The sequence below is a fragment of the Litoribaculum gwangyangense genome, from assembly GCF_039543505.1.
Lineage (GTDB): Bacteria > Bacteroidota > Bacteroidia > Flavobacteriales > Flavobacteriaceae > Litoribaculum > Litoribaculum gwangyangense.
In genome coordinates, this window is record NZ_BAABJW010000002.1 from 152,261 (window position 1) to 174,949 (window position 22,689).

Below are 22,689 nucleotides of genomic sequence, written 5' to 3' on the forward strand. Positions count from 1 at the left end.
ACATCTTTCTATAAAGACTAGATTGAAAACGAGTTTTTTTATTTCTATAATTGTTTTTGTAGCGTTAATAATTTACAATCAATTAAAATCAAGGTCTCTTAATTTTCCAGTTTACATTACAATAACTTTAGTAATAGGTATTTTAGATTTTTTTATCTATAAATATAAAGATTAGAAACATGCTAGTAAATTTTAATACATTACCTGAAGAATCCCGCGTTTGGATTTACCAAGCAAATCGTTCATTTTCTGAGGAGGAACTAGAACAAATACAATCCAAACTAGATATTTTTATTGAAAATTGGACAGCCCATGGTAGTGATTTACAAGCAGGTTACACCATAAGATATAAACGCTTTATAGTTCTTGCTTTAAATCAGAAATTAAATGCCGCAACAGGGTGTTCTATAGATGCTTCTGTACATTTTATCCAGCAATTGGAAAAAGACTATCAAGTTGATTTAATGGATAAAATGAATGTATCCTACAAACAAGGCGACTTTGTAGCATACAAAACACTAATCGATTTTAAGCAAATGGCAAAAGAGAAAGCGGTTTCAAAAAACACGATTGTTTTTAATAATTTGGTAACCAATATCGCAGAGTTTAATGAGAATTGGGAAGTGCCTGCCAGTGAGAGTTGGCACAGTAGATTTGTTAAATAGTTTATTAGACAAGAGTTTCAATGAATAAAAGTAAAGAGGCTATTTTAAAAGAGTTAGAAGAAAATATCATGGCGAACGAAATTTTCTTATTAAATATTTCAGGGCAAGATAAACCCGGTTTAACATCAAGTTTAACCAGTGTATTGGCTGAATATGGTGCCAAAGTATTAGATATTGGGCAAGCCAATATACACGACACCTTATCTTTGGGAATCCTTTTTGAAATTCAACCAGGAGCTAACTCTGCAGCGGTTTTAAAGGATTTGCTTTTTAAGTCTTATGAATTGGGTATTAAAGCCAAATTTACACCAATAACCCTCGAGAATTATGAAAATTGGGTAGGACTTCAAGGAAAGGATAGATACATTATAACCATTCTGGGTGAAAAACTTACAGCAAAACAAATTTCTGAAGTTACTAAAGTTATTTCAGAAAAAAACTTAAATATTGATGCTATCAAACGTCTAACAGGTAGAACATCGTTAGTTAAAGAAGAAGAATATCCAAGAGCATCCATTCAGCTTTCAATACGAGGTAAAATTGATAATAAATCAGAATTTACTGAGCGATTCATGCAAATTTCAAGAGAATTAGATGTAGATATTGCTTTTCAGGAAGATAATATTTACCGAAGAAACAGACGATTGGTATGTTTCGATATGGATTCTACCCTTATACAAACTGAAGTTATTGACGAATTAGCTGAATTAGCTGGTGTTGGTGATGAGGTTAAAGCCATTACAGAATCTGCCATGCAGGGAGATATTGATTTTAATGAAAGCTTTGAGAAGCGCATGAAACTTTTAAAAGGCCTAAGCGAAGAAGTTTTGCATGATGTCGCCGTTAAGTTACCTATTACAAAAGGAGCCAGAAGACTTATTGATACTTTAAAATCCTATGGTTTTAAAACAGCGATACTTTCAGGGGGCTTTACTTATTTTGGTCATTATTTGCAGAAAGAATTGGGGATAGACTATGTTTATGCCAACCAGTTGGAAATTAAGGATGGCGTTTTAACGGGAAATTATCTTGGAGATATTGTGAACGGCGAAAAGAAAGCTGAATATCTTAAAGAAATTGCTAAAAAAGAAGGTATTAATATTAGCCAAACTATTGCAGTTGGCGATGGTGCTAACGATTTGCCTATGTTAAATCTAGCGGGTTTAGGGATTGCATTTCATGCGAAACCTACAGTTAAAGATAATGCCCAAAGTTCTATTTCCAGTATTGGATTGGATGGGGTGTTATATTTACTAGGTTATCACGATAGACATATTGATTTGATTGAATGATTTTAGGTTTTGTTGTTTATAATCTTATAATAAATCTGTCACAAAGTCTTTTTATCTTACCTTTAAAAGTGGTATTTTGGCACGATTATTACTGGTTTAATAATTGAGTGATAATACTTTTAATTAGTATGTTTTATGCGCCCTATCTATTTAATAATAATTACCTTATTTATAAACTTTTCCGCTTTAGCACAAGCCAATAAAAACCCACTAATTTCATCTGATTTTGAAGCACAAGAAAAATGGGTGGATAGTGTTTATAATTCAATGTCCTTAAAGGAGAAAGTGGGGCAGTTGTATATGGTACAAGTGATGTCCAATCAAGATAATGCAACTAAAAACAAAATTCTAGAAATAATCAAAGAACACCATATTGGAGGTATTATATATTCCAATGGTGGACCATTGCGACAAGCTAAATTAAACAACGAATTGCAAGCCATATCAAAAGTTCCTATGCTTATTGGAATGGATGCGGAATGGGGATTGAATATGCGGTTGGATTCCACTTATGCGTTCCCATGGAACATGACTTTAGGTGCCATAAAAGACAATAAATTAGTTGAGCAAACAGGCAGACATATCGGGGAGCATTGCAAGCGTTTAGGAGTTCATTTTAATTTTGCTCCTGTGGTTGATATTAATACAAATCCAAAAAACCCCATCATTGGTAATCGTTCCTTTGGTGAAGATAGGGATAATGTCACTGAAAAGGCTTTGGCGTTTATGAAAGGGATGCAAAGTGCTGGTGTTTTGGCAAATGCCAAACATTTTCCGGGACATGGTGATACCGACCAAGATTCGCATGAAACCTTACCTTCCATAAGTTTTAGCGAAAAGCGTATAGATTCCATTGAACTATATCCTTACAAAAAGCTCATAAAAGAAGGGCTTTCCAGTGCGATGGTGGCTCATTTAAATGTTCCGAGTTTGGATTCAACGGGATATCCTTCTTCCTTATCCAAACACATTGTTACCGATATTCTAAAAGAAAAAATAGGTTTTCAAGGTCTTATTTTTACAGATGCTTTAACTATGAAAGGTGCCGCAGATTTTGATGAAACAGGCGATATAGATTTAGCTGCTTTTAAAGCTGGAAATGATGTGATGCTGATGTCTGCAGATGTAGGTATTGGAGTATCCAAAATCATGAACGCTTATTATGAAGGCGATATTACGGAAGCCCGTTTGGAACATTCAGTAAAAAAAATTCTTCAAGCAAAATACAAAGTAGGTTTAAATGAATACAAGCCCATTGGTCTTTCCAATTTACTGGAAGATTTAAACCGTATAAAAGATGATGTACTTTATGAAGAACTTATCGAAAATGCTTTGACTGTTTTGCAAAATTTAAGAGCCTTATTACCCTTGCGACAATTGGAAACTAAAAATATTGCATATGTAAATTTAGGTAACGATTCTGGAGATTACTTTTTTAATGAATTAAAAAAATATGCTAAAGTTCACAAAATTGCATCTGACAACTTTGATGAATTAACTAATAAACTTCAGCCTTATAACACTGTAATAATTGGTTTGCATCATTCCAACGATAGTCCATGGAAAGATTACAAATTCACCAATGATGAAATTGATTGGATAGAAAATATTGCTAAAACTCATACAGTTGTTTTAGATATTTTTGTAAAGCCCTATGCTTTGATAGATCTAAAAAGTATTGATAATCTTGAAAGTGTTATAGTAAGTTACCAAAATAGTAAAATCTCTCAAGAAAAATCAGCACAATTAATTTTTGGAGCTATAGCATCAAAAGGAACATTGCCTGTCTCTGCAGGCAACCAATTTGTTTTGGGAGAAGGCATCCCTTCTTTCTCAATAAAACGATTGGGTTACACCATACCAGAGCGTGTAGGGATGAACTCAAAGAAATTAAACAAGATCGATTCAGTTGCACAATACGCTGTTGATAATAAAATGACGCCAGGAATTCAATTATTAGTAGCTAGAGAAGGTAAGGTTATCTACAATAAGAATTTTGGAAAGCATACATATAATGGTAAAGAGGAAGTTGAATTTGATGATATTTATGATGTAGCATCACTAACCAAGATATTGGCAACATTACCGTTACTTATGGAACTGGAAGAACAAGGTATAGTGTCTTTAGACACCAAGCTTTCACAAATATTACCAGAATATAAAAATTCTAATAAAAAAAATATCACTATTAAAAGTATGTTATCTCATTATGCGCGATTAAGACCATGGGAACCTTTTTATTATCATACTTTAGATAGCGTTACTAAACGACCAAGTGACAAGTATTATAGAACGGAGCCTAGCGATCAATTTAATATTGAAGTGGCCAATAACCTTTATTTAAGAACGGATTATCAAGACTCTATCCCTAAAATAATCAAAGATTCAGAATTATTGGAAACCTTGCGTTATCGCTACAGTGATTTTCCTTATTATATTTTGAAGAAATTTATTGAAGCACATTACGACAAATCATTGGAGGAACTGGTCCAAGATCATTTTTACCAATCTTTGGGCGCTAATTATACCATGTACAATCCTTATCATAAAATAAGTAGTAAAAAAATAATTCCAACCGAGGTGGATGATTATTATCGTTACCAAGAAGTACATGGTTATGTTCATGACATGGGAGCTGCTATGCAGAATGGAATTGGCGGTCATGCAGGTGTTTTTAGCAATGCCAATGATGTTGCTAAAATTATGCAAATGTATTTGCAAAAAGGATTTTATGGAGGTAAGCGCTACTTAAAACCAGAAACCATTGATAAATTTAACACTTGTTATTTTTGCGATAATAATAATAGGAGAGGCATTGGCTTTGATAAACCTCAATTGGGAGAAGAAGGACCTACTTGTGGATGTATTTCTATGACAAGTTTTGGTCACTCGGGTTTTACTGGAACTTACGCTTGGGCAGATCCAGAAAAGGAAATTGTTTATGTTTTTCTTGCTAACAGAACCTATCCCAATGCTGGAAAAAACTTATTGTTAAAGGAAAATATCAGAACCGAAATACAACGTTTAATTTACGAAGCCATTGAGGAATAATTTTTAGTGAACCCCGGCTGTTAATTAGATACCTAATGTAATGATTGTTGGTCAAATGGGCTTTGACATGGTTAATAAAAAATAAATAAATACAAAAAGATGAAAATAGGTATAGTTTGCTACCCAACATTTGGAGGTAGTGGTGTTGTAGCTACAGAGCTAGGTTTAGAGCTTTCAAAACGTGGACATGAAATTCATTTCATCACTTACAGCCAACCGGTTAGGTTGGAGTTGTTGGGCAATAATGTGCACTACCATGAAGTAAACGTACCCGAGTATCCTTTGTTTCATTACCAACCTTACGAATTGGCTTTATCCAGTAAATTGGTAGATATGGTGAAACTTCATAAAATTGAAATATTGCATGTTCATTATGCTATTCCTCATGCATATGCAGCGTATATGGCAAAAAAAATGTTACAAGAAGAGGGTATTTATGTACCCATAGTAACCACATTGCACGGCACTGATATCACATTGGTTGGCAGCCATCCATTTTACAAACCTGCGGTAACATTCAGCATCAATAAATCTGATGCGGTTACGGCAGTATCACAAAGTTTAAAAGATGATACATTGCGATTATTTGATATCAAAAATAAAATTCATGTCGTATCAAATTTTATAGATTTAGATAAATACAATCATAGTTTTAAAAATTGCCAACGTGTCATGATGGCTAAGGAAAATGAAAAAATAATCACTCACATTAGTAATTTACGTCCTGTAAAACGTACAAAAGATGTCATAAAAGTATTTTACAACATTCAAAAAGAAATACCTGCCAAATTAATGTTGGTTGGAGAGGGGCCTGAGCGTCAACATATGGAAGACACATGCCAGAAATTAGGTATTTTGGATAAAGTTATTTTCTTTGGAAAAAGTAACGAGATTGATAAGATTTTAAGTTTTAGTGATTTGTTTTTGCTACCTTCCGAATCAGAAAGTTTTGGTTTGGCGGCCTTAGAAGCCATGGCATCGGGTGTTCCTGTAATCTCTAGTAATACAGGAGGTATTCCCGAAGTTAACATTCAAGGGGTTTCTGGATTTTTAAGTAATGTTGGTGATGTAGATGATATGACTAAAAATGCATTATATATTTTAGGTGATGAAGATAGACTAAAAACCTTTAAAGAAAACGCTAGAAATGAAGCTTTAAATTTCGATTTGCATAAAATTGTACCTCAATACGAAGCTATTTATGAAGATACCTTATCGAAATGTTTAGTGTTGTAAAGAAAAAAAGCACCCTGTGTAGAGTGCTTTCAATGTTTATTTTTTTTATTTAGAATCTGTATCTAATGCCTAAAGCAATATCAAAATCTAAATCATTATTATCATAGGTGTCATCACCAAAACCTATTTCAGGTCTAAAATCTAATGATAATTGTAAAGGGATATCAAAGTTATATTCTATACCAATATCTCCAGCAGCAAAAATAAAGGTGTCAGAGATGTCTTTTCCTCCTGGATTTTCGAAACTGAAGGATCCTAATCCACCACCTACACCAGCATACCAGTTAAAACTTCCATCTAAAACCCAAACCCATTGGTACAAACCAGCAAGTTTAAAACCATTATAGTTGTTACCATCTCTCCATCCTAAATCTAATTCTAACCGATTGTTATCTCCTAACGCACGTTGGTATGAAATTTCAGCGCCAAAACCATCGCTATCTCCCAAACGTAATCCTAGGGCATTTTCTGAAATAGTTTGGGCATTTGTTGACAATGCAAAACCTACTAGGGCAATCGATAATAAAAATAATTTTTTCATAAATTTTAAATTTTTAGTTCATTGTTATATACGTCCATTATCTTAAAATAGACCATTTCATTATATTCAGATACATTTACAAAAATAACGCCAAAATTGTATTTATATTTATACAATCAATAGATTTTTTATCAATGCCTTTAAATAGCCTACAATCTAAACTATCAGGAGAATTATATTTTGATGATTTAATTAAATCCATATACGCCACTGATGCTTCCGTTTATAGAATGCTACCATTAGCTGTTGCCTACCCAAAGAATATTGAGGATGTCAAACAACTTATCCAATATTCTAAGGAAAACAAGGTATCGTTAATTCCCAGAACGGCTGGTACTTCGTTGGCTGGACAATGTGTTGGTAAGGGTATCATAGTCGACGTGTCCAAATACTTCACTAAAATATTACGTGTTAATGAAAAATCAAAAACCATTACCGTCCAACCTGGAGTGGTGCGTGATGAATTAAATAACTATTTAAAACCTTTTGAACTATTTTTTGGACCAAACACGTCCACATCTAATCGATGTATGATTGGTGGAATGGTAGGAAATAATTCTTCTGGTACTACCTCCATACAATATGGTGTTACAAGGGATAAGGTTTTAGAAATGCATACTGTTTTAAGCGATGGCAGTGAAGTTGTTTTCGGAGAGTTAACCACCGAAGAATTTTTAGATAAAACAAAGTTAAAAACTTTAGAAGGTAAAATTTATAAGACGATTCATGAGGAGCTGAAATCTGAAAGCATTCAAAATCAAATTATTAAAAATTTTCCGAAGCCCGAAATACACAGAAGGAATACGGGTTATGCCATTGATGAATTGCTTAAAAGTCAGGTTTTTTCAAATTCAGACGAAAAATTCAATATGTGTAAGTTGTTGGCCGGTAGTGAGGGAACGTTAGCATTTACAACACAAATCACTTTAAAATTAGATGAACTGCCACCTAAGAAAAGTATTATGGTGGCTGCACATTTTGATAGTATTGAAAATTGTTTAAATAGTGTTGAATCGGTTATGAAACATGATTTGTACACTTGTGAAATGATGGATAAAACCATTTTAGATTGTACTAAACACAATAAAACCCAAGAGGAAAATAGGCAGTTTATAGAAGGCGATCCCAAAGCTATTTTAATGTGTGAGGTAAAAGCCGAAACCTCAAAGGAGGTTGAACTATTAGCTAATAATTTACTTTCTAATATTAAAGAATCAGGATTAAGTTATGCTTATCCCATACTTAAAGGCGAAGAGATTCATAAAGCAAACAACTTAAGAAGTGCTGGTTTAGGCTTGCTTGGAAACATCATTGGTGATAAAAAATCGGCAGCCTGTATTGAGGATACGGCTGTGGCGCTACCAGATTTAGCCAATTATATTGCGGAGTTTTCGGCTTTGATGAAAAGCTATAATCAAGAAGCCATTTATTACGCCCATGCTGGTGCCGGTGAGTTGCATTTACGCCCAGTTTTAAACCTAAAGACTTCCGGAGGTGTTAAACTGTTAAGAAGCATAACTACCGATGTTGCCCATTTGGTCAAAAAATATAGAGGTTCTATGAGTGGTGAACATGGCGATGGTATTGTTAGGTCTGAGTTCATTGAAATGATGATTGGCGAAGAGAATTATCAAATTTTAAAACAAATTAAAACTGCCTTCGACCCTGAAAATATCTTTAATCCAGAAAAAATAGTTAATCCTTTGCCAATGGATAAAAACCTACGATATGTGGCCAATAGGATTGAACCGGAAATTGAAACACTTCTTGATTTTTCAAAATCATTAGGTATTTTGCGTGAAGCCGAAAAATGCAATGGTTCAGGTGATTGTAGAAAACTACCCGAATTTGGTGGAACCATGTGCCCAAGTTATCGAGCTACCAGAAATGAAAAAGATACCACCAGAGCCAGAGCCAATGCGTTACGTGAATTTTTAACGAACTCAAATAAAGCTAATAAGTTCAATCATAAGGAGTTAAATGAGGTTTTCGATTTATGCTTAAGCTGTAAAGCCTGTGCCAGTGAATGCCCGAGTAGTGTGGATGTGGCGAGTTTAAAGGCGGAATTTCAATACCAGTATCAAAAAGCAAATGGCGTGAGTTTGCGAACCAAACTATTTGCTTACAACAACACATTAAATCGCTTTGGGAGTAAATTTCCACAGTTTACGAATTTTATATTTTCAAATAGATTTACGTCTTCAATTTTAAAAAAATCATTCGGAATTGCTGCCGGAAGAAGTTTACCTTTAATTTCTAACCGAAACCTCCTTCTTTTTATTAAAAATTATCAAGAAACCTATAGAAGAGAAAATTATATTAAAAAGGTTTACTTTTTTGTAGATGAATTCACTAATTTTTTAGACACTAAAATTGGAATTGATTCACTCGAATTATTAAACAATTTAAATTATTTTGTGGATTTTGTTGATCATGTTGAATCTGGTCGTGCTTTTTTATCAAAGGGCTTATTGGAACAGGCTAAAGATGTAGCTAACAAAAACGTTTCCATTTTTAAGGACAAAATTTCAAAAGACACGCCACTTATAGGTATTGAACCTTCGGCAATTTATACGTTTAAGGACGAGTATTTAAAATTAGCCGATGACAAAACTTCCGCAAAAGCCATAGCGAATAATACCTTTTTAATCGAGGAATTCATTCAACAAGAAATGGAATTAGGAAATATCAAACCTGAACAATTCACTTTAGAAAGTAAAACCATAAAATTTCATGGGCATTGTCATCAAAAAGCCATGAGCAATCAACTCTCCAGTTTCGCGGTTTTGAATCTTCCAAAAAATTACAAAGTAACTATCATCCCAAGTGGTTGTTGTGGTATGGCAGGTAGTTTTGGGTACGAAAAAGAACATTACGAAGTGAGTATGCAAATAGGCGAACAAACCCTATTTCCAGCAGTGAGGAAAGCCTCTGAAGAGGTCTTGATTTCAGCCAATGGTACCAGTTGCAGACATCAAATAAAAGATGGAACACAAAGGGAAGCAAAACACCCCATTACTATTTTAAAGGAGGCTTTGATTTAATAGTCTGAGTAATCCGTTGGATACAAAAACATAATGTCTATATGTGATACATTGTTTTGGTATTTTTCCATAGCTTTTAATTCGTTCCATTTGGCGGATTCTCTAAAAGCTTTCCAATGTTCTTCGCGACTTACTTGATTCTCAAAAGTGGTCATATACATGAGGTTTGGCATTTTTGCTCCAGAAATGACTTCTGCATAAAAAACTGCATTAAACTTAAGACTCTCAAAAAGTTTTATTTCGCCACCAGCATTAAACATGTCTACTTTATTAGTAAAATACTGCTCTGTAGGCGATTCATAACTTCTTAATTCATAAACACGTTCTGATCTGGGTGATTCTAATTTTGAAGGCTGCATTTTTGGCATATCAATAAAAGCTTTCATGATAGTGGATTTCATGCGTTTATAGGGTGGATTATCATAAGAAGCGTTTAAATAGTCGTTTCCTTTTGATAAATAATCTTCGTATTTATGGATGCTATCCTCAATAGGAAGAAATTGTTCCATAGAATTAAATGGAATGAGTACATACGTTTTTTTAATGGAATCCTTCTCGTTTGGTTTGGACTTGAACACACCAATATTTTTAATTCCTAAATTTTTTAAAGCTGGTAAATAGGCGTTTTCAAGATATTTATCTGTCGTAGCTACTTGATTATCTGTATCAAAAGTGTATACTTTAAGTTGATAATATTCTCGATTGTTCGATTGCAGATTTTCATCAACTTTATCAGTATTATTAGTTTTTTGGCAGTTTGTAAATGATATTAGAATACTAGCCAGTAGTAGAAACTTAATTGTTTTCATTGATTATGTTTTTTCCTTAATGAATGAATCACTTGGTGATATCAATAAAATCAAATATAGACAAATATTAAGTAAGCTAACACATTACTCAAGTAATTCAATAAACTTGAAGAATAAAAAAAATCAGCTTTTCTCTTTTTGCTTTTTTTCTGTTTGCTCTACTATGGTGATGGCTGCAATTAAGTTTTTAATGTCTAAATCTTCAACATCCTCATCAACAATAAAGGGAGCTAATTTATCTTGGTTGTAATTGTATATTCTCCAACGCTTAAATTGATATTCCAAAGCCGTGAAGTTTTCAACCCAATCACCAGAATTTAAATATAAAGTTTTACCATGTTTGTTTTCAATATATTCCATTTTAGGTTGATGAATGTGTCCACATACCACGTAATCGTAACCATTTTCTATCGCGAGTTCCGAGATTACGTTTTCAAAGTCATGAATATATTTAACGGCACTCTTGACACTGTTCTTTATCCTTTTTGAAAGGGAATAACGTTCTTTACCACGCTTTTCTAGAAACCAATTTACTAATCTGTTTAAAACGGTTAAGGCATCATAGCCATAGCCACCAAGTTTAGCCAACCATTTGGCATTTTTTATGGATACATCAAATACATCACCATGAAAAAACCATGCTTTTTTACCATCCAATTTTAGGACCAGTTTATTAACAATCGATATTTTTCCAATGGTAGTGCCACTAAACTTGCGTAACATTTCGTCATGGTTACCGGTAATGTAAATAATCTCAGTGCCTTCTGAAGCCATATCCATAATTTTTTTTATGACTTTCAAATGTGATTTTGGGAAGTAACGTTTATTAAATTGCCATATATCAACAATATCACCATTTAGTATCAATTTTTTTGGTTCTATACTGTTTAAATAAGTTAATAAATGTTTGGCATGACAGCCGTAAGTTCCAAGATGAACATCGGATATGACGGCAATTTCTACTTTTCTTTTAATTTTCAATTCGGGCAAACTTATTCAACAACAAATAACATCTATTTACATTATGTTATCATTACCTAATAATTATGTATTTATCAGCATTTTGTTAATTAATTGTTATGAATATTCTTAAGCTTGTTACAATTTCATTTCCTTTTTAATGGGATTAGCTATATTTTAGCAAAAAATTATATCATGGCTGGAAATTCCTTTGGAAAACTATTTAACCTAACTACTTACGGCGAATCTCACGGACCTGCACTAGGTGGTGTAATCGATGGTTGTCCCGCAGGAATTGAATTGAATTTGGAAGCGATTCAAAACGAATTAGATAGGCGAAAACCGGGGCAATCCGCTATAGTAACGCAACGCAAAGAACCCGATACGGTAAAATTTCACTCGGGCATTTTTGAGGGTGTTACCACGGGTACTCCCATTGGTTTTGTTATTGAAAACACCAACCAGAAATCTCATGATTATTCACATATAAAGGATAGTTACAGACCAAGTCATGCTGATTATACCTATGATAAAAAATATGGCGTGAGAGATTATCGTGGTGGTGGCCGCAGTTCAGCGCGTGAAACGGCTTGTCGAGTGGTAGCCGGTGCCATTGCCAAACAAGTCTTAAAGGATATTGAAATTACCGCCTACGTTTCAGGTGTTGGCACCATGAAATTGGATAAACCATATACCGAATTAGACCTTAAAATAGCAGAATCGAATATGGTACGTTGTCCAGACGAAGCTATGGCTTCAAAAATGGAGACTTACATCAAGGAAGTTCGCAGTAAGGGCGATACCGTTGGAGGGATTGTGAGCTGCGTAATAAAAAATGTTCCCGTAGGTTTAGGCGAGCCTGTATTTGATAAATTACATGCCGAATTAGGTAAAGCCATGCTATCTATCAATGCCGTAAAAGGCTTTGAGTATGGTAGTGGTTTCCATGGAAGCACTATGTATGGAAGCGAGCACAACGATGCTTTTAATACCGATGGTTCTACAAAAACCAATTATTCTGGCGGGGTACAAGGGGGTATAAGTAACGGTATGGATATCTATTTCAACGTGGCATTTAAACCTGTAGCTACCCTCATCCAAGAATACGAAACCATTGATAAAGAAGGTAAAGTGGTTCAAATGCATGGAAAAGGGCGTCATGACCCCTGTGTAGTACCTCGTGCAGTACCTATTGTTGAAGCCATGGCTGCATTGGTGTTGGCCGATTTTTACCTAATCAATAAAATTTATAGTTAGAAGCTAATTCCTGCTTTCAGCAGTCACTTTTTGCTTTGCATTCCACAATTTGATGCGGAATCCAAAAAAGGAGCTCCAATAATGGCTTTCATTGGAGTCTTATTAAGCAACCCAAATATGTATTTACCTGCAAACATAATTTTATAATATGATTTATTATTGGTTACATATTGCTTACATTTTTTTTGGCTCTCGTTTCTTTTGGAACGAAGTAGATTTATCTGCAGATTTGACTCGCACTAGACGGGTAAGTCTGTTGGATTGTGAAGCCCTAAGGTTTATGGCGAACTCCAAGTATTTTTATTACATGGACTTAATTCGATTAGAAATTTTATTTAGGTCAGATTTGTATAAGAATACTATTAAAAAAGGGATGTTTCCCGTTTTAGGCTCACAAAAAATCATATATAAAAAGCCATTAAAGCGTTGGAAAAAATTTGATATAACACTTATTTTAGAGGGTTGGGAAGATAATTGGGTGTATCACCGCCAGGTCTTTAAACATAATGATGAGATTTACGCTATTGGAATAACTAAAGTAGGCTTTTGGAAAAAACATAAAATTCAGAATATGAGTAAAATTATTGCTGATAGTGGCATAAAAAAAAGTGAAATGATAGTGCCAACTGATATTTTGAATCTTTTTAAAAACGATTACAACATTATTAAGAACACTGAAATAAAACCATAAATAGAACAAATAAAAATAAAAGCCTCTTTAGAAATCTAAATACAAATTCTTCAAACCATTTTTAAAATACTTATCTTGTCGCCTCCTAGAAAGAAATAATAAAACATGAAAAAACTTGCATTACACTGGAAGATTATTATTGGAATGATTCTCGGGATCATTTTTGGGTTTATTATGAATACCATTGCTGGTGGTAAAGGTTTTGTGTCCGATTGGATTGCGCCATTTGGAACCATTTTCATCAATCTTCTTAAGCTTATTGCAGTACCATTAATACTGGCATCTTTAATTAAGGGTATATCCGATTTAAAGGATATTTCCAAAATTAAATCGATGGGTTTACGTACTATTAGCATTTATATAGTTACCACTTTGGTTGCCATCATTATTGGGTTAACCATCGTTAATACTGTGAAACCAGGAAAAGGAATGCCACAAGATACCATAGAAAAGATAAAGGCCAAATATGAAAATGATGCGGGAGTAACAGATAAACTTATGAAAGCTTCGGCACAAAATGAAGCAGGGCCTTTGCAACCATTGGTAGATATTTTTCCAAGCAACATTTTCCAATCCTTCGCCGATGCGTCTATGTTACAGGTAATCTTTTTTGCTTTATTCGTTGGTATATGTTTATTATTGATTGGAGAAGAAAAGGCAAAACCGCTGATTGATTTTTTTGATTCCCTGAACGAAGTTGTCATGAAAATGGTCGACTTAATCATGCTTTTTGCTCCCTACGCAGTATTTGCTTTATTAGCGAATGTGATTATCGCGTTTGATGATACTGAAATCCTTGTGAAATTACTTATGTACGCCCTTTGCGTGGTTGGAGGGCTTATTGTAATGATTGGTTTCTACATGATATTAATTAAAGTATATGCCAAAAAATCACCATTATGGTTTTTGAAACAAATAAGCCCAGCGCAGCTATTAGCCTTCTCAACAAGCAGTAGTGCTGCCACTTTACCTGTAACCATGGAACGTGTAGAAGAACACGTTGGAGTTGATAAAGAAGTGTCCGGATTTGTATTGCCTGTTGGGGCAACCGTAAATATGGATGGTACCAGTTTATATCAAGGCATAGCTGCTGTATTTATTATGCAGGTTATTTGGCCTGAAGGTTTAACCTTAACCAATCAGTTAGTTATTGTGGCAACAGCTTTATTGGCTTCTATTGGGAGTGCTGCAGTGCCCAGTGCAGGTATGGTTATGTTAGTAATTGTTTTAGAATCTATAGGTTTTCCAGCAGAATTATTGCCCATTGGTTTAGCATTGATATTTGCGGTTGATAGACCATTGGATATGTGTAGAACGGTGGTGAATGTTACTGGTGATGCCACAGTTTCTGTTTTAGTGGCCAAATCTTTAGATAAATTACACGACCCAAAACCCAAAGAATGGGACGACCATTATGATGAAGTAAAATAAAATAGTTAAATTTAACTTCATCGAAAATACACTCAAAAATGAATGTTTGTTTTATTATGTATCCTTGGGACCAAATAGACCCAGAAAATGATACATCACTAGCCTTAATTAAAGAATGTGTTAGAAGAGACCACGGTGTTGCCATGTGTACACCAGCAAATTTAACGATTCGCAATAGTGTAACCACTGCCAATTGTACGGTTATCGGTAGAATGGATAAAACACCAACGTCATTAAGATCGTTTTACAAAAAAGCTGAATTACGAGAAGAAATGCTGCCTTTGGCGGGTTTTGATGTCATTTTTTTTAGAGCCAATCCGCCGCTTGATCCGATTATGCTGAATTTTTTGGATTCCGTAAAAGATGATGTATTTATTATGAATTCCTTGGAAGGCATGCGAGAAGCTAACAATAAACTATATACAGCAGCTTTTGGTGATGCCCATAGTAACATCATACCAGCTACCCACGTTTCAAAGAGCAAAAAATACCTTATTCAACAAATCAAAGAATCTAAGTCGGATAAAATGATTTTAAAGCCACTCAATGGTTTTGGAGGTTCAGGGGTTATTTTAATTGAAAAATCGGCGATGGGTAATATCAACTCGTTGCTTGATTTTTACATAAATAGTGGTGATGGGACTTCAAATTATGTGATTCTTCAAGATTATATTGAGGGAGCCGACCAAGGGGATGTTCGTATTTTAATGCTGAATGGAGAAGCCGTAGGTGCCATGAAAAGGGTCCCAGGAAATGATGACCACCGTTCCAATGTATCGGCTGGTGGTAGTGTGCAACGCCACACCTTAACCAAAGCCGAAAAAGCCTTGTGTAAACAAATTGGACCCAAATTGGTAAATGATGGTTTATACTTTGTTGGTATAGATGTGATAGGAGGTAAGCTAGTTGAAGTTAATGTGATGTCTCCAGGGGGCATTACCTATATCAATAAGGTTTATAAGTTAAAAACCAAGATTGAAGAAAAAGTGATTGACTTTTTAGAAATGAAAGTGTTGGATAAACTTCAAGCGTTTGATAGACGCACCAGACTTAGAAAAACGGTTCAAGATGCTTAATATCCCAAAAACATATAGATACCTTTCTATTTTTTTACTTTGTTTTTGTGTCGGTAATCACTTGATTTCCCAAAATCAGGCAACGAACGAATTATTTGAAGTTATTTCTAAACTTCGTCAGGATACAAACCATAATTTTTTAAAGACATTACAACCGTTACAAAGTGATTTTTCAACCATTTTTTCTAATGAAGAAACTGCGCAAAGCGTTTTTGAATTTTCCAATGGAAAGTGGGTTGATATCGATAAGGTATCCGATAAAAGCATGAAACCACTTAATAGTTCGGATCAAGCAATAATTGTCTCTGCCAATAAGAAAGAACTGATTCAAGGCATCACTAATGGACTGCCAGAGGAATATAAAATACTTTCAAACCATATTAAAGAGGATGTAGAAGTTTACGGTTTCCAATATTTAAATAGTGACGGTTCTGTTCAAAAAACCAGAGCGGCTTTTTTCAAAGTAAATCATAGGTGGATTTTAATCCCTCAAACGTTTATGGCTTTTCAATAAAATTTTATGTCACAAGTAAATCTTAATCATGCCACAGTAACAGTCGATTGGCTACATGATCATTTAAACGCTGATAATCTCATCATTCTAGATGGTACCATCAATAAGGTTTTTGATGCTTCAACCAAGCAAATACCCAAGGCAAGGTTTTTTGATATCAAAAATAAGTTTAGCGATACCTCAAATCCGTTCCCTAGTGCCTTTCCATCCAAAGAGCAATTTCAAAAGGAAGCCAGATTATTGGGAATCGATAACGACAGCGCCCTGGTGGTTTATGATGATAAAGGCATTTACTCCAGTGCTCGGGTTTGGTGGTTGTTTAAGGCTTTTGGTTTTAACAATGTCGCTGTTTTAAATGGGGGATTTCCAGCTTGGTTAAAAGCTGGTTATGCTACTGAATTTATGAAAGTTTATGATGGTAAAGCTGGTAACTTCACCGCGAATCTTCAACCGCATTACATGAAGTTTTTTAACGATGTTGAAGCAGCTTCCAAGAATAAAACCCACACCATTGTAGATGCACGCTCCGAGAACCGATTTAAAAGCTTAGAACCCGAACCTAGAGCTGGCTTACGGATGGGTACCATTCCAAACTCGGTAAATTTACCTTTTGAAGACTTGCTGAATGAGGGTGTTTTAAAATCCAAAAAAGATTTAGAAAAGGCTTTTTATATGGTGGCCCACAAAAATGACGATATCATTTTCTCCTGTGGCTCTGGTATTACTGCCTGTGTGTTGGCTTTAGGAGCCGATATTTCGGGATATAAAAATATTTCTGTGTATGATGGGTCCTGGACGGAATGGGGCAGTTTAGTTACAGAATAAAAAGTTTAAATAAGTTATGTTTTTAAGAAAAAAGAATTCATTTGTTGCTTTATTAATTGTTTTGATATTATCAGGATGTGCCCTTAAACCAATTTCATCCGAATATGCCTTTGTTAAAATGGAAGTAAACGATATTCAGTTGGATAAATTAGGCAATGGTAATGTGTTGATTTATAATGGTGCCGATATTTTGCACAGAATTGATAATACCGCAAGGTTGAATGTTTTAATTAATGAAAAAGCTTTAGGGCAGGTAAGACCAGCAGAATATGTGGTTTTAAATTTACAAAAAGGAGAATACCAATTTAAGCTTAGACACATAGATTTGGTTAACATGCGAAGTGAACATGATGTAGAAATTGACGAATCAACCAAAGTAATTAGAATTGAACCTACAATAAATTCCAATAAACTCACGATTACAAACCAATTACCTAAGAAGTTTGATAAATTTAAGTTTATGCAGAATAGATGATAATTTAATGCAATGCAAAAACTTTCACTAGAAGATATCATTACCAAAATTAAACGTCAAGAATGTTTTGAGGCTGTGGCTTCTGATTATGGGTTTACCATAAAAATAGTGGACTATGTACCGTATGCTTGTGCCGCAGTGCATGATGGACATCAATTTAGGAAAGAACTTTGGGAACCTTGCTTACATACCGAGTATGAACGTTGGTATGAGGAAGACCCCGAAACTAAAAACATGGTAAAATCGCATCCTATAGTCATTGCCGGTTGTGACTCCCGTTTTGAATACGATTTGAATAGACCCCCAGAAGAAGCCGTTTTTGTAACGGCTTGGGGCAAACAACTTTGGAAGTATCCACTTTCGGAAATCATGATTGAAAAAAGTATTCAAAAGCACGCCCATTTTTATAAAGTGGTGCACGCCTTAGTGGAAACTTTAGAGAAGAAATTTGGGTTTTGTACGGTTTACGATATGCACAGTTACAATTGGAAACGTTGGGATAGGGAAGTACCCACTTGGAATTTAGGAACCTCAAATATTGATAACGAACGATTTGGAAATGAAGTGGAAGGCTGGCGGCAGAGTCTGTCAGAAATTCAGCTGCCCAACGGTATTAAATCGACTTCAAAAATTAATGATACCTTTCAAGGGAATGGTTATTTCTTGAAATATATTACCCAAAATTTTAAAAATACTTTAGTTTTGGCAACCGAAATAGCCAAAGTGTATTGCGATGAATACGAACAAGTGATATTCCCAGAAGTGGTTAGTGCGGTTGAAAACGAATTAAAAACCCGCATTCCAGAACACGCGATGCAAGTTTACAACAGGTTTAAAAATTAAATTATGAAGATTGAAAATGATGTGCAAACCAAAGCGTTAATGGACATTGACCACAATATTGATGCGCTGGTGAAGCAAATTGAGTTGTTAAGTTATGTGAACCCCGAGAATATTGAGGAAGAGAAAGCTCGATTTTTTTCATCGAAGTACCTTACCGATCCTGTTTTTAAATACCCAACCATCAATTTCAACAGGTTTAAGTTGCACAGAAAATTATTTACGCAGCGTTTGGAGCTTATTGAAGATATTAAAATCAGGAACCTTTACGAAGATATTATTTACACCTATTCAGGATTAATACAGTGTATTGAAACCATTGGAAGCGGTAAAAAGTTTTATTACAACTGTTTGCGTAGTTTTGGAACACCCACCGAAAATGATGTAGAGAACGCCAAATTTATCCTTCATTTTGAAGATGAAAACAAAGATATTCCTGCATTTCAACCTAAATACAGTGCTACCGAAGCCGAGGTATTCTTTAAAGAGTTTTCAAAGAAATACGATTTTAGTTACAGCATCAAACAATCTAATCAAATTTCGGCGATTGCCATGGTTTTGAATAATATTAAAACCCTGGTTTTAAATACCAATCATACCTACTCCGATAATGAAATTGCGGTACTTACCAATCATGAAATTGGAGTTCATATGGTTACCACCATGAATGGCATGTTACATCCTTTAAAAATATTCTCGAACGGTTTCCCAAACAATGAGGAAACCCAGGAAGGCTTGGCGGTTTTTGCCGAATATATGAGCAATAATTTAACCGTTACACGCTTAAAAGAGTTGGCATACAGGGTTATAGCGGTAGATAGTTTGGCCAAAGGCTATTCTTTTTCTAGAACGTTTCGATTGCTTCACAACCAGTACGATTTGGAACGCGAGGAAGCTTTTTATATTACGGTTCGGTCGCATAGAGGCGGTGGTTTTACTAAAGATTATTTGTATTTAACCGGCTTAAAAAAGGTTTACGATTACTACCATGCTGGCCAGGATTTAAGCGTTTTATTAACGGGAAAAGTGTCTTTGGAGTATGTTGATGAAATACAAACCCTGATTAAAAAAGGACTTGCGGTACCTGCCAAGCATATTACCGATGCCTACGCACAAAACAAAAACACCAATAAAAAAGTAGATTTTATTTTAAGGAGTTTGAAATAAAAACAAATATTTTCTGGTATGGCGCTTATCGGTAACGTATATGAAAAGTAGCGGATTTAACGCACTAACTTTTTGATTTATATCTGATTATACTTTTATATCTAAATTCTCGTTTTAACACTTAAACCGCTATTTTTTATACAATGTTGCCGGTAGTTTTTTTAGAATTTTAATAGCGAATATCCTATTGCAATTCCAACCCAAGGCTTTTTATTGTAATTCCATTTTTCAGCATCGTCTCCTAAGCTGTAATCCCAACCCATAAAACCGCCAAAATTAATTTTATTGTAGCTGTAGGTTATTCCAAATCCTATTGTCGCCAATCCCTTTGTGATTTCTGTGACAGATTCAATAGGAATTTCTGAAGCAGAAGTATTACTGTTATTAAGTTTTACTGTCGATGCACCTAAAATTAAACCACCAGTCCATTTCCAAGTATTCGAGACATTCCCAACTTTTTTTCTGTGAAAAAACGATGTTTTACCGTAAAAAGTTCTTCCAATAAATAAGTTCGCATTTACGGCACTAGAAAACTCTTCGCTAATATTTTGATCATTGTCCTTGAATCTATATTTTAAAGGTATTGTTAAACCAGATACTGTCCATTCTCTAAAATTTAGTTTTATAGTTTGCCTATTTTCAAGTTCATAATAATGAACATCTCTTTTGCCAAAATTTCCATTTTTATCTTTTTTGAGATACGGATTAACATATAATTTGTTTTCATCAAATTTTACAAATCCCTTCATTTTTTTTCCTTCAATTAACTGGATTTTTTTCTCAACAACTTGTTTTTCAATAAATTCTTTGTCAACAACGATGGCTTCTTTGACTTTTATTTTTTTACCTGAGATAGTTTTTTCTATTTCATATTCAATTGTACTGCCAATTGGGAAGACTTTACGAATACTATCTTGTTCTTCTTTAGTTAGTTTATCAAATTTCACTTTTTCCAATTTCGTCAAACATATGTCTGGACTTTCTTTAAAACTTATAGTTTCTGGGATAGTGTAAACTTTTTTAAACGATTCTTGGCTAAATATGTTTTGAGCAAAAAATAATAAGCAAGAAATAAGAATATATTTTTTCATTTTTATGAAATTATGGTTAGTATCAATTACTACTAGTCTTACATATTAAAACTTACCTAGTATTAGGAAGTTACGTCAGTTATTTTTATATTTCTTTTAATCTTCTAAGACTTTCCACTTGTCTCTGTTCAAAGTCTAATTGCATTTCGAAATCATCTGGCCATTCAGCTCTTCCATTATTTCTTATGCCTTTAAAAATTTCTTTTTGAATGTCAATCGGATTATGGTTTATTAGCTTATCGATTGCCTTTCTTTGTCGTTGAATGTAATCTAACTGCATTTCAAAATCATTCGGCCATTCTTTTTTACTCAGTCTTTTTATTTTTTCGTCTTGACTTTCGTAATAATTGTCTGAAATTATTTCTCCGCTTTGTTGTGGATTAGTTTTTTCCTTAGTTTCTGGGACTCCTCTGTCAAGTATTTTTTTTACTTCTTTTAGTACGTTGTCCCTTCTCCTTTCCCAAACTGATGTATTCAGAGGTTCAAGACCAATAAAGTCAGTAACAATATCTCTCAAGCTGTTTAATTTATCTTTTTCGTTAATTTTCATTCCGTGTGTTGTAGGAATAACACCTTTAATTTCATCGTACTCAAAAGGTGGAATTAATATCGGAATGTGACTGTTCGTTTTTACCCAAGTAGCTCCCATTTCACAAAGACTCACAACACTTGAATAAAAATTCGATGATAATATAAATATTACGAGAACATTACTATCTAATTCTTTTTTTATTACCTCTAAAAAGTCCGAGCCTAATTTTACTCCATAACCTTCAAAAGATGAACAAAATATTTTATTACTTGGAACACCAATAGCTTCAAGAATATCAATTACTTTTTCAACTATTTTAATATCTAAACTTGAATGACTAATAAAGATTTTTTGGTCTCCTAATTCTTTGGTTTTTTCTTTTTTTATCTGCATTTCGATTTGTTCAGGAACCTCAAGTCCTAGGTCACTTGCAATTTGAATAATCAATTCATTCGATTGAGATTTCAACAAGTCAATTACGTAAACTCGCTTACTATTTACAATTGATACATTTTCAGTAGGTATTTTATATCCGCTTAGAAGCATATTGATTCCAGTAGTATTGTATTCCGCCTGTAGATGTAAGGCTATGTTTGTAATGGTTTGTATTCTATCTGTTGGATTCATTTCTCAAATTACTGGCAATGTAATGATATGAGGTCGTTTTAATGACTTATATCAAACGATAAGCGAAGTTAGAATTTTCCTACTAAACAAACAATACGTAGTTCTACTTAGTTTTAAGCAGTTGTGAACAAAAGCATTATTCTAAAAACTTGCTTTTTAATTCAGGTGTGGGTATCATACAAGCCTCTTTTTTGCCATACCATTTATAGCGATTTTTGGCAATATAATCATACACTCGATTGCGTATAAATGGAGGCACTATAAAAAACACGCACAATACATGGTTTGGAAAGCCTAAATGGTAAGCAATTTTTAAGGCTGCCGTACTTTTGTAATCTAAGCCTTGTTCTGGGGTGTAGAGTAGGATGGAATCGGTTTTTTTGGTATCGATGTTATAAGCATCTATAAGTTGTTTTCCTATATCACTTTGCAAAGCCGCAAAAAGGAATACATCTTTTTTATCATGTTTTATAACGTATTGTACAGAGCTATTACATAAGTTACAAACCCCATCAAACAAAATAAGTTTTTTATGTTTTGGTAAATCAATCATACTCACTTTAAG

The 22,689-nt window shown here is 34.0% G+C and carries 20 protein-coding genes; 14 read left to right on the top strand and 6 right to left on the bottom strand.

The features are described from left to right. Window positions 1-179: 179 nt before the first annotated feature. The 4 genes from ABD963_RS06280 to bshA all read left to right on the top strand — a co-directional run bounded on the left by ABD963_RS06280 (window position 180) and on the right by bshA (window position 6,244). Window positions 180-665: an ABC transporter ATPase gene (locus ABD963_RS06280; RefSeq protein WP_345276102.1), complete on the top strand. Its 486-nt coding sequence runs from the start codon at window positions 180-182 to the stop codon at window positions 663-665. A 68-nt stretch (window positions 666-733) separates the two neighbouring features. Beyond that, window positions 734-1,957: a phosphoserine phosphatase SerB gene (gene serB, locus ABD963_RS06285; RefSeq protein WP_345276723.1), complete on the top strand. Its 1,224-nt coding sequence runs from the start codon at window positions 734-736 to the stop codon at window positions 1,955-1,957. A 135-nt stretch (window positions 1,958-2,092) separates the two neighbouring features. Further along, the gene (locus ABD963_RS06290; RefSeq protein WP_345276103.1) at window positions 2,093-5,008 is read left to right on the top strand and encodes a serine hydrolase domain-containing protein; all 2,916 of its coding nucleotides are present in this window, start codon (window positions 2,093-2,095) and stop codon (window positions 5,006-5,008) included. A 99-nt stretch (window positions 5,009-5,107) separates the two neighbouring features. Continuing rightward, window positions 5,108-6,244 (top strand): N-acetyl-alpha-D-glucosaminyl L-malate synthase BshA, encoded by a 1,137-nt coding sequence (gene bshA / locus ABD963_RS06295; RefSeq protein WP_345276104.1) that lies wholly within the window; start codon window positions 5,108-5,110, stop codon window positions 6,242-6,244. 49 nt (window positions 6,245-6,293) lie between these two features. Here the strand turns inward: bshA and ABD963_RS06300 are convergent, their stop codons facing one another. Next, window positions 6,294-6,785, bottom strand: coding sequence for a hypothetical protein (locus tag ABD963_RS06300; protein ID WP_345276105.1), 492 nt, complete (start codon window positions 6,783-6,785; stop codon window positions 6,294-6,296). Between the two features lie 134 nt (window positions 6,786-6,919). On the opposite strand from ABD963_RS06300, the gene ABD963_RS06305 reads away from it, so the two are divergent. Continuing rightward, window positions 6,920-9,829, top strand: coding sequence for an FAD-binding and (Fe-S)-binding domain-containing protein (locus ABD963_RS06305; protein ID WP_345276106.1), 2,910 nt, complete (start codon window positions 6,920-6,922; stop codon window positions 9,827-9,829). Here ABD963_RS06305 and ABD963_RS06310 read toward each other — a convergent pair. After that, entirely contained in the window at window positions 9,826-10,638 is an 813-nt protein-coding gene (locus ABD963_RS06310) for an NIPSNAP family protein (RefSeq protein ID WP_345276107.1), read from the bottom strand. The two genes, ABD963_RS06305 and ABD963_RS06310, sit on opposite strands and share 4 nt — an antisense overlap. 123 nt (window positions 10,639-10,761) lie before the next feature. Further along, on the bottom strand, window positions 10,762-11,619 hold the full coding sequence (locus ABD963_RS06315; RefSeq protein WP_345276108.1) for a UDP-2,3-diacylglucosamine diphosphatase: 858 nt from the start codon (window positions 11,617-11,619) through the stop codon (window positions 10,762-10,764). Between the two features lie 174 nt (window positions 11,620-11,793). On the opposite strand from ABD963_RS06315, the gene aroC reads away from it, so the two are divergent. The 9 genes from aroC (at window position 11,794) to ABD963_RS06360 (ending at window position 19,874) form a co-directional block, all read left to right on the top strand. Beyond that, the gene (gene aroC / locus ABD963_RS06320) at window positions 11,794-12,855 is read left to right on the top strand and encodes a chorismate synthase (protein WP_345276109.1); all 1,062 of its coding nucleotides are present in this window, start codon (window positions 11,794-11,796) and stop codon (window positions 12,853-12,855) included. Window positions 12,856-13,003: 148 nt separating this feature from the next. Beyond that, window positions 13,004-13,546, top strand: coding sequence for a thioesterase family protein (locus ABD963_RS06325; RefSeq protein WP_345276110.1), 543 nt, complete (start codon window positions 13,004-13,006; stop codon window positions 13,544-13,546). Window positions 13,547-13,651: 105 nt separating this feature from the next. Then, the gene (locus ABD963_RS06330; RefSeq protein ID WP_345276111.1) at window positions 13,652-14,977 is read left to right on the top strand and encodes a dicarboxylate/amino acid:cation symporter; all 1,326 of its coding nucleotides are present in this window, start codon (window positions 13,652-13,654) and stop codon (window positions 14,975-14,977) included. Window positions 14,978-15,015: 38 nt separating this feature from the next. Continuing rightward, window positions 15,016-16,053: a glutathione synthase gene (gene gshB, locus ABD963_RS06335; protein WP_345276112.1), complete on the top strand. Its 1,038-nt coding sequence runs from the start codon at window positions 15,016-15,018 to the stop codon at window positions 16,051-16,053. 61 nt (window positions 16,054-16,114) lie between these two features. Continuing rightward, window positions 16,115-16,567 (top strand): hypothetical protein, encoded by a 453-nt coding sequence (locus ABD963_RS06340; protein WP_345276113.1) that lies wholly within the window; start codon window positions 16,115-16,117, stop codon window positions 16,565-16,567. A 6-nt stretch (window positions 16,568-16,573) separates the two neighbouring features. Continuing rightward, window positions 16,574-17,392, top strand: coding sequence for a sulfurtransferase (locus ABD963_RS06345; protein ID WP_345276114.1), 819 nt, complete (start codon window positions 16,574-16,576; stop codon window positions 17,390-17,392). A gap of 16 nt (window positions 17,393-17,408) precedes the next feature. Then, window positions 17,409-17,867 carry a hypothetical protein gene (locus ABD963_RS06350; RefSeq protein WP_345276115.1) on the top strand — a complete coding sequence of 153 codons (459 nt, stop codon included), beginning with the start codon at window positions 17,409-17,411 and terminating at the stop codon, window positions 17,865-17,867. A gap of 12 nt (window positions 17,868-17,879) precedes the next feature. Next, entirely contained in the window at window positions 17,880-18,710 is an 831-nt protein-coding gene (locus ABD963_RS06355; RefSeq protein WP_345276116.1) for an N-formylglutamate amidohydrolase, read from the top strand. A gap of 3 nt (window positions 18,711-18,713) precedes the next feature. Next, the gene (locus tag ABD963_RS06360; RefSeq protein ID WP_345276117.1) at window positions 18,714-19,874 is read left to right on the top strand and encodes a peptidase MATCAP family protein; all 1,161 of its coding nucleotides are present in this window, start codon (window positions 18,714-18,716) and stop codon (window positions 19,872-19,874) included. A 161-nt stretch (window positions 19,875-20,035) separates the two neighbouring features. Here ABD963_RS06360 and ABD963_RS06365 read toward each other — a convergent pair whose 3' ends face one another. From ABD963_RS06365 to ABD963_RS06375, 3 genes are all read right to left on the bottom strand, one after another. Then, window positions 20,036-20,965, bottom strand: a complete 930-nt coding sequence (locus ABD963_RS06365) for a hypothetical protein (RefSeq protein WP_345276118.1) — start codon at window positions 20,963-20,965, stop codon at window positions 20,036-20,038. Between the two features lie 85 nt (window positions 20,966-21,050). After that, complete coding sequence (locus ABD963_RS06370; protein WP_345276119.1) at window positions 21,051-22,124, bottom strand: toll/interleukin-1 receptor domain-containing protein; 1,074 nt, start codon at window positions 22,122-22,124, stop codon at window positions 21,051-21,053. A gap of 136 nt (window positions 22,125-22,260) precedes the next feature. Then, the gene (locus tag ABD963_RS06375; protein WP_345276120.1) at window positions 22,261-22,677 is read right to left on the bottom strand and encodes a thiol-disulfide oxidoreductase DCC family protein; all 417 of its coding nucleotides are present in this window, start codon (window positions 22,675-22,677) and stop codon (window positions 22,261-22,263) included. Window positions 22,678-22,689 lie beyond the last annotated feature (12 nt).

Bases quoted from the DNA above. Each gene is read 5' to 3' on its own strand.
- serB (WP_345276723.1), top strand. From the start codon at position 734: ATGGCGAACGAAATTTTCTTATTAAATATTTCAGGGCAAGATAAACCC.
- ABD963_RS06305 (WP_345276106.1), top strand. From the start codon at position 6,920: ATGCCTTTAAATAGCCTACAATCTAAACTATCAGGAGAATTATATTTT.
- bshA (WP_345276104.1), top strand. From the start codon at position 5,108: ATGAAAATAGGTATAGTTTGCTACCCAACATTTGGAGGTAGTGGTGTT.
- ABD963_RS06290 (WP_345276103.1), top strand. From the start codon at position 2,093: ATGCGCCCTATCTATTTAATAATAATTACCTTATTTATAAACTTTTCC.
- ABD963_RS06325 (WP_345276110.1), top strand. From the start codon at position 13,004: ATGATTTATTATTGGTTACATATTGCTTACATTTTTTTTGGCTCTCGT.
- ABD963_RS06310 (WP_345276107.1), bottom strand. From the start codon at position 10,638: ATGAAAACAATTAAGTTTCTACTACTGGCTAGTATTCTAATATCATTT.
- ABD963_RS06360 (WP_345276117.1), top strand. From the start codon at position 18,714: ATGAAGATTGAAAATGATGTGCAAACCAAAGCGTTAATGGACATTGAC.
- ABD963_RS06375 (WP_345276120.1), bottom strand. From the start codon at position 22,677: ATGATTGATTTACCAAAACATAAAAAACTTATTTTGTTTGATGGGGTT.
- ABD963_RS06370 (WP_345276119.1), bottom strand. From the start codon at position 22,124: ATGAATCCAACAGATAGAATACAAACCATTACAAACATAGCCTTACAT.
- aroC (WP_345276109.1), top strand. From the start codon at position 11,794: ATGGCTGGAAATTCCTTTGGAAAACTATTTAACCTAACTACTTACGGC.
- gshB (WP_345276112.1), top strand. From the start codon at position 15,016: ATGAATGTTTGTTTTATTATGTATCCTTGGGACCAAATAGACCCAGAA.
- ABD963_RS06350 (WP_345276115.1), top strand. From the start codon at position 17,409: ATGTTTTTAAGAAAAAAGAATTCATTTGTTGCTTTATTAATTGTTTTG.
- ABD963_RS06280 (WP_345276102.1), top strand. From the start codon at position 180: ATGCTAGTAAATTTTAATACATTACCTGAAGAATCCCGCGTTTGGATT.
- ABD963_RS06355 (WP_345276116.1), top strand. From the start codon at position 17,880: ATGCAAAAACTTTCACTAGAAGATATCATTACCAAAATTAAACGTCAA.
- ABD963_RS06300 (WP_345276105.1), bottom strand. From the start codon at position 6,785: ATGAAAAAATTATTTTTATTATCGATTGCCCTAGTAGGTTTTGCATTG.
- ABD963_RS06330 (WP_345276111.1), top strand. From the start codon at position 13,652: ATGAAAAAACTTGCATTACACTGGAAGATTATTATTGGAATGATTCTC.
- ABD963_RS06365 (WP_345276118.1), bottom strand. From the start codon at position 20,965: ATGAAAAAATATATTCTTATTTCTTGCTTATTATTTTTTGCTCAAAAC.
- ABD963_RS06345 (WP_345276114.1), top strand. From the start codon at position 16,574: ATGTCACAAGTAAATCTTAATCATGCCACAGTAACAGTCGATTGGCTA.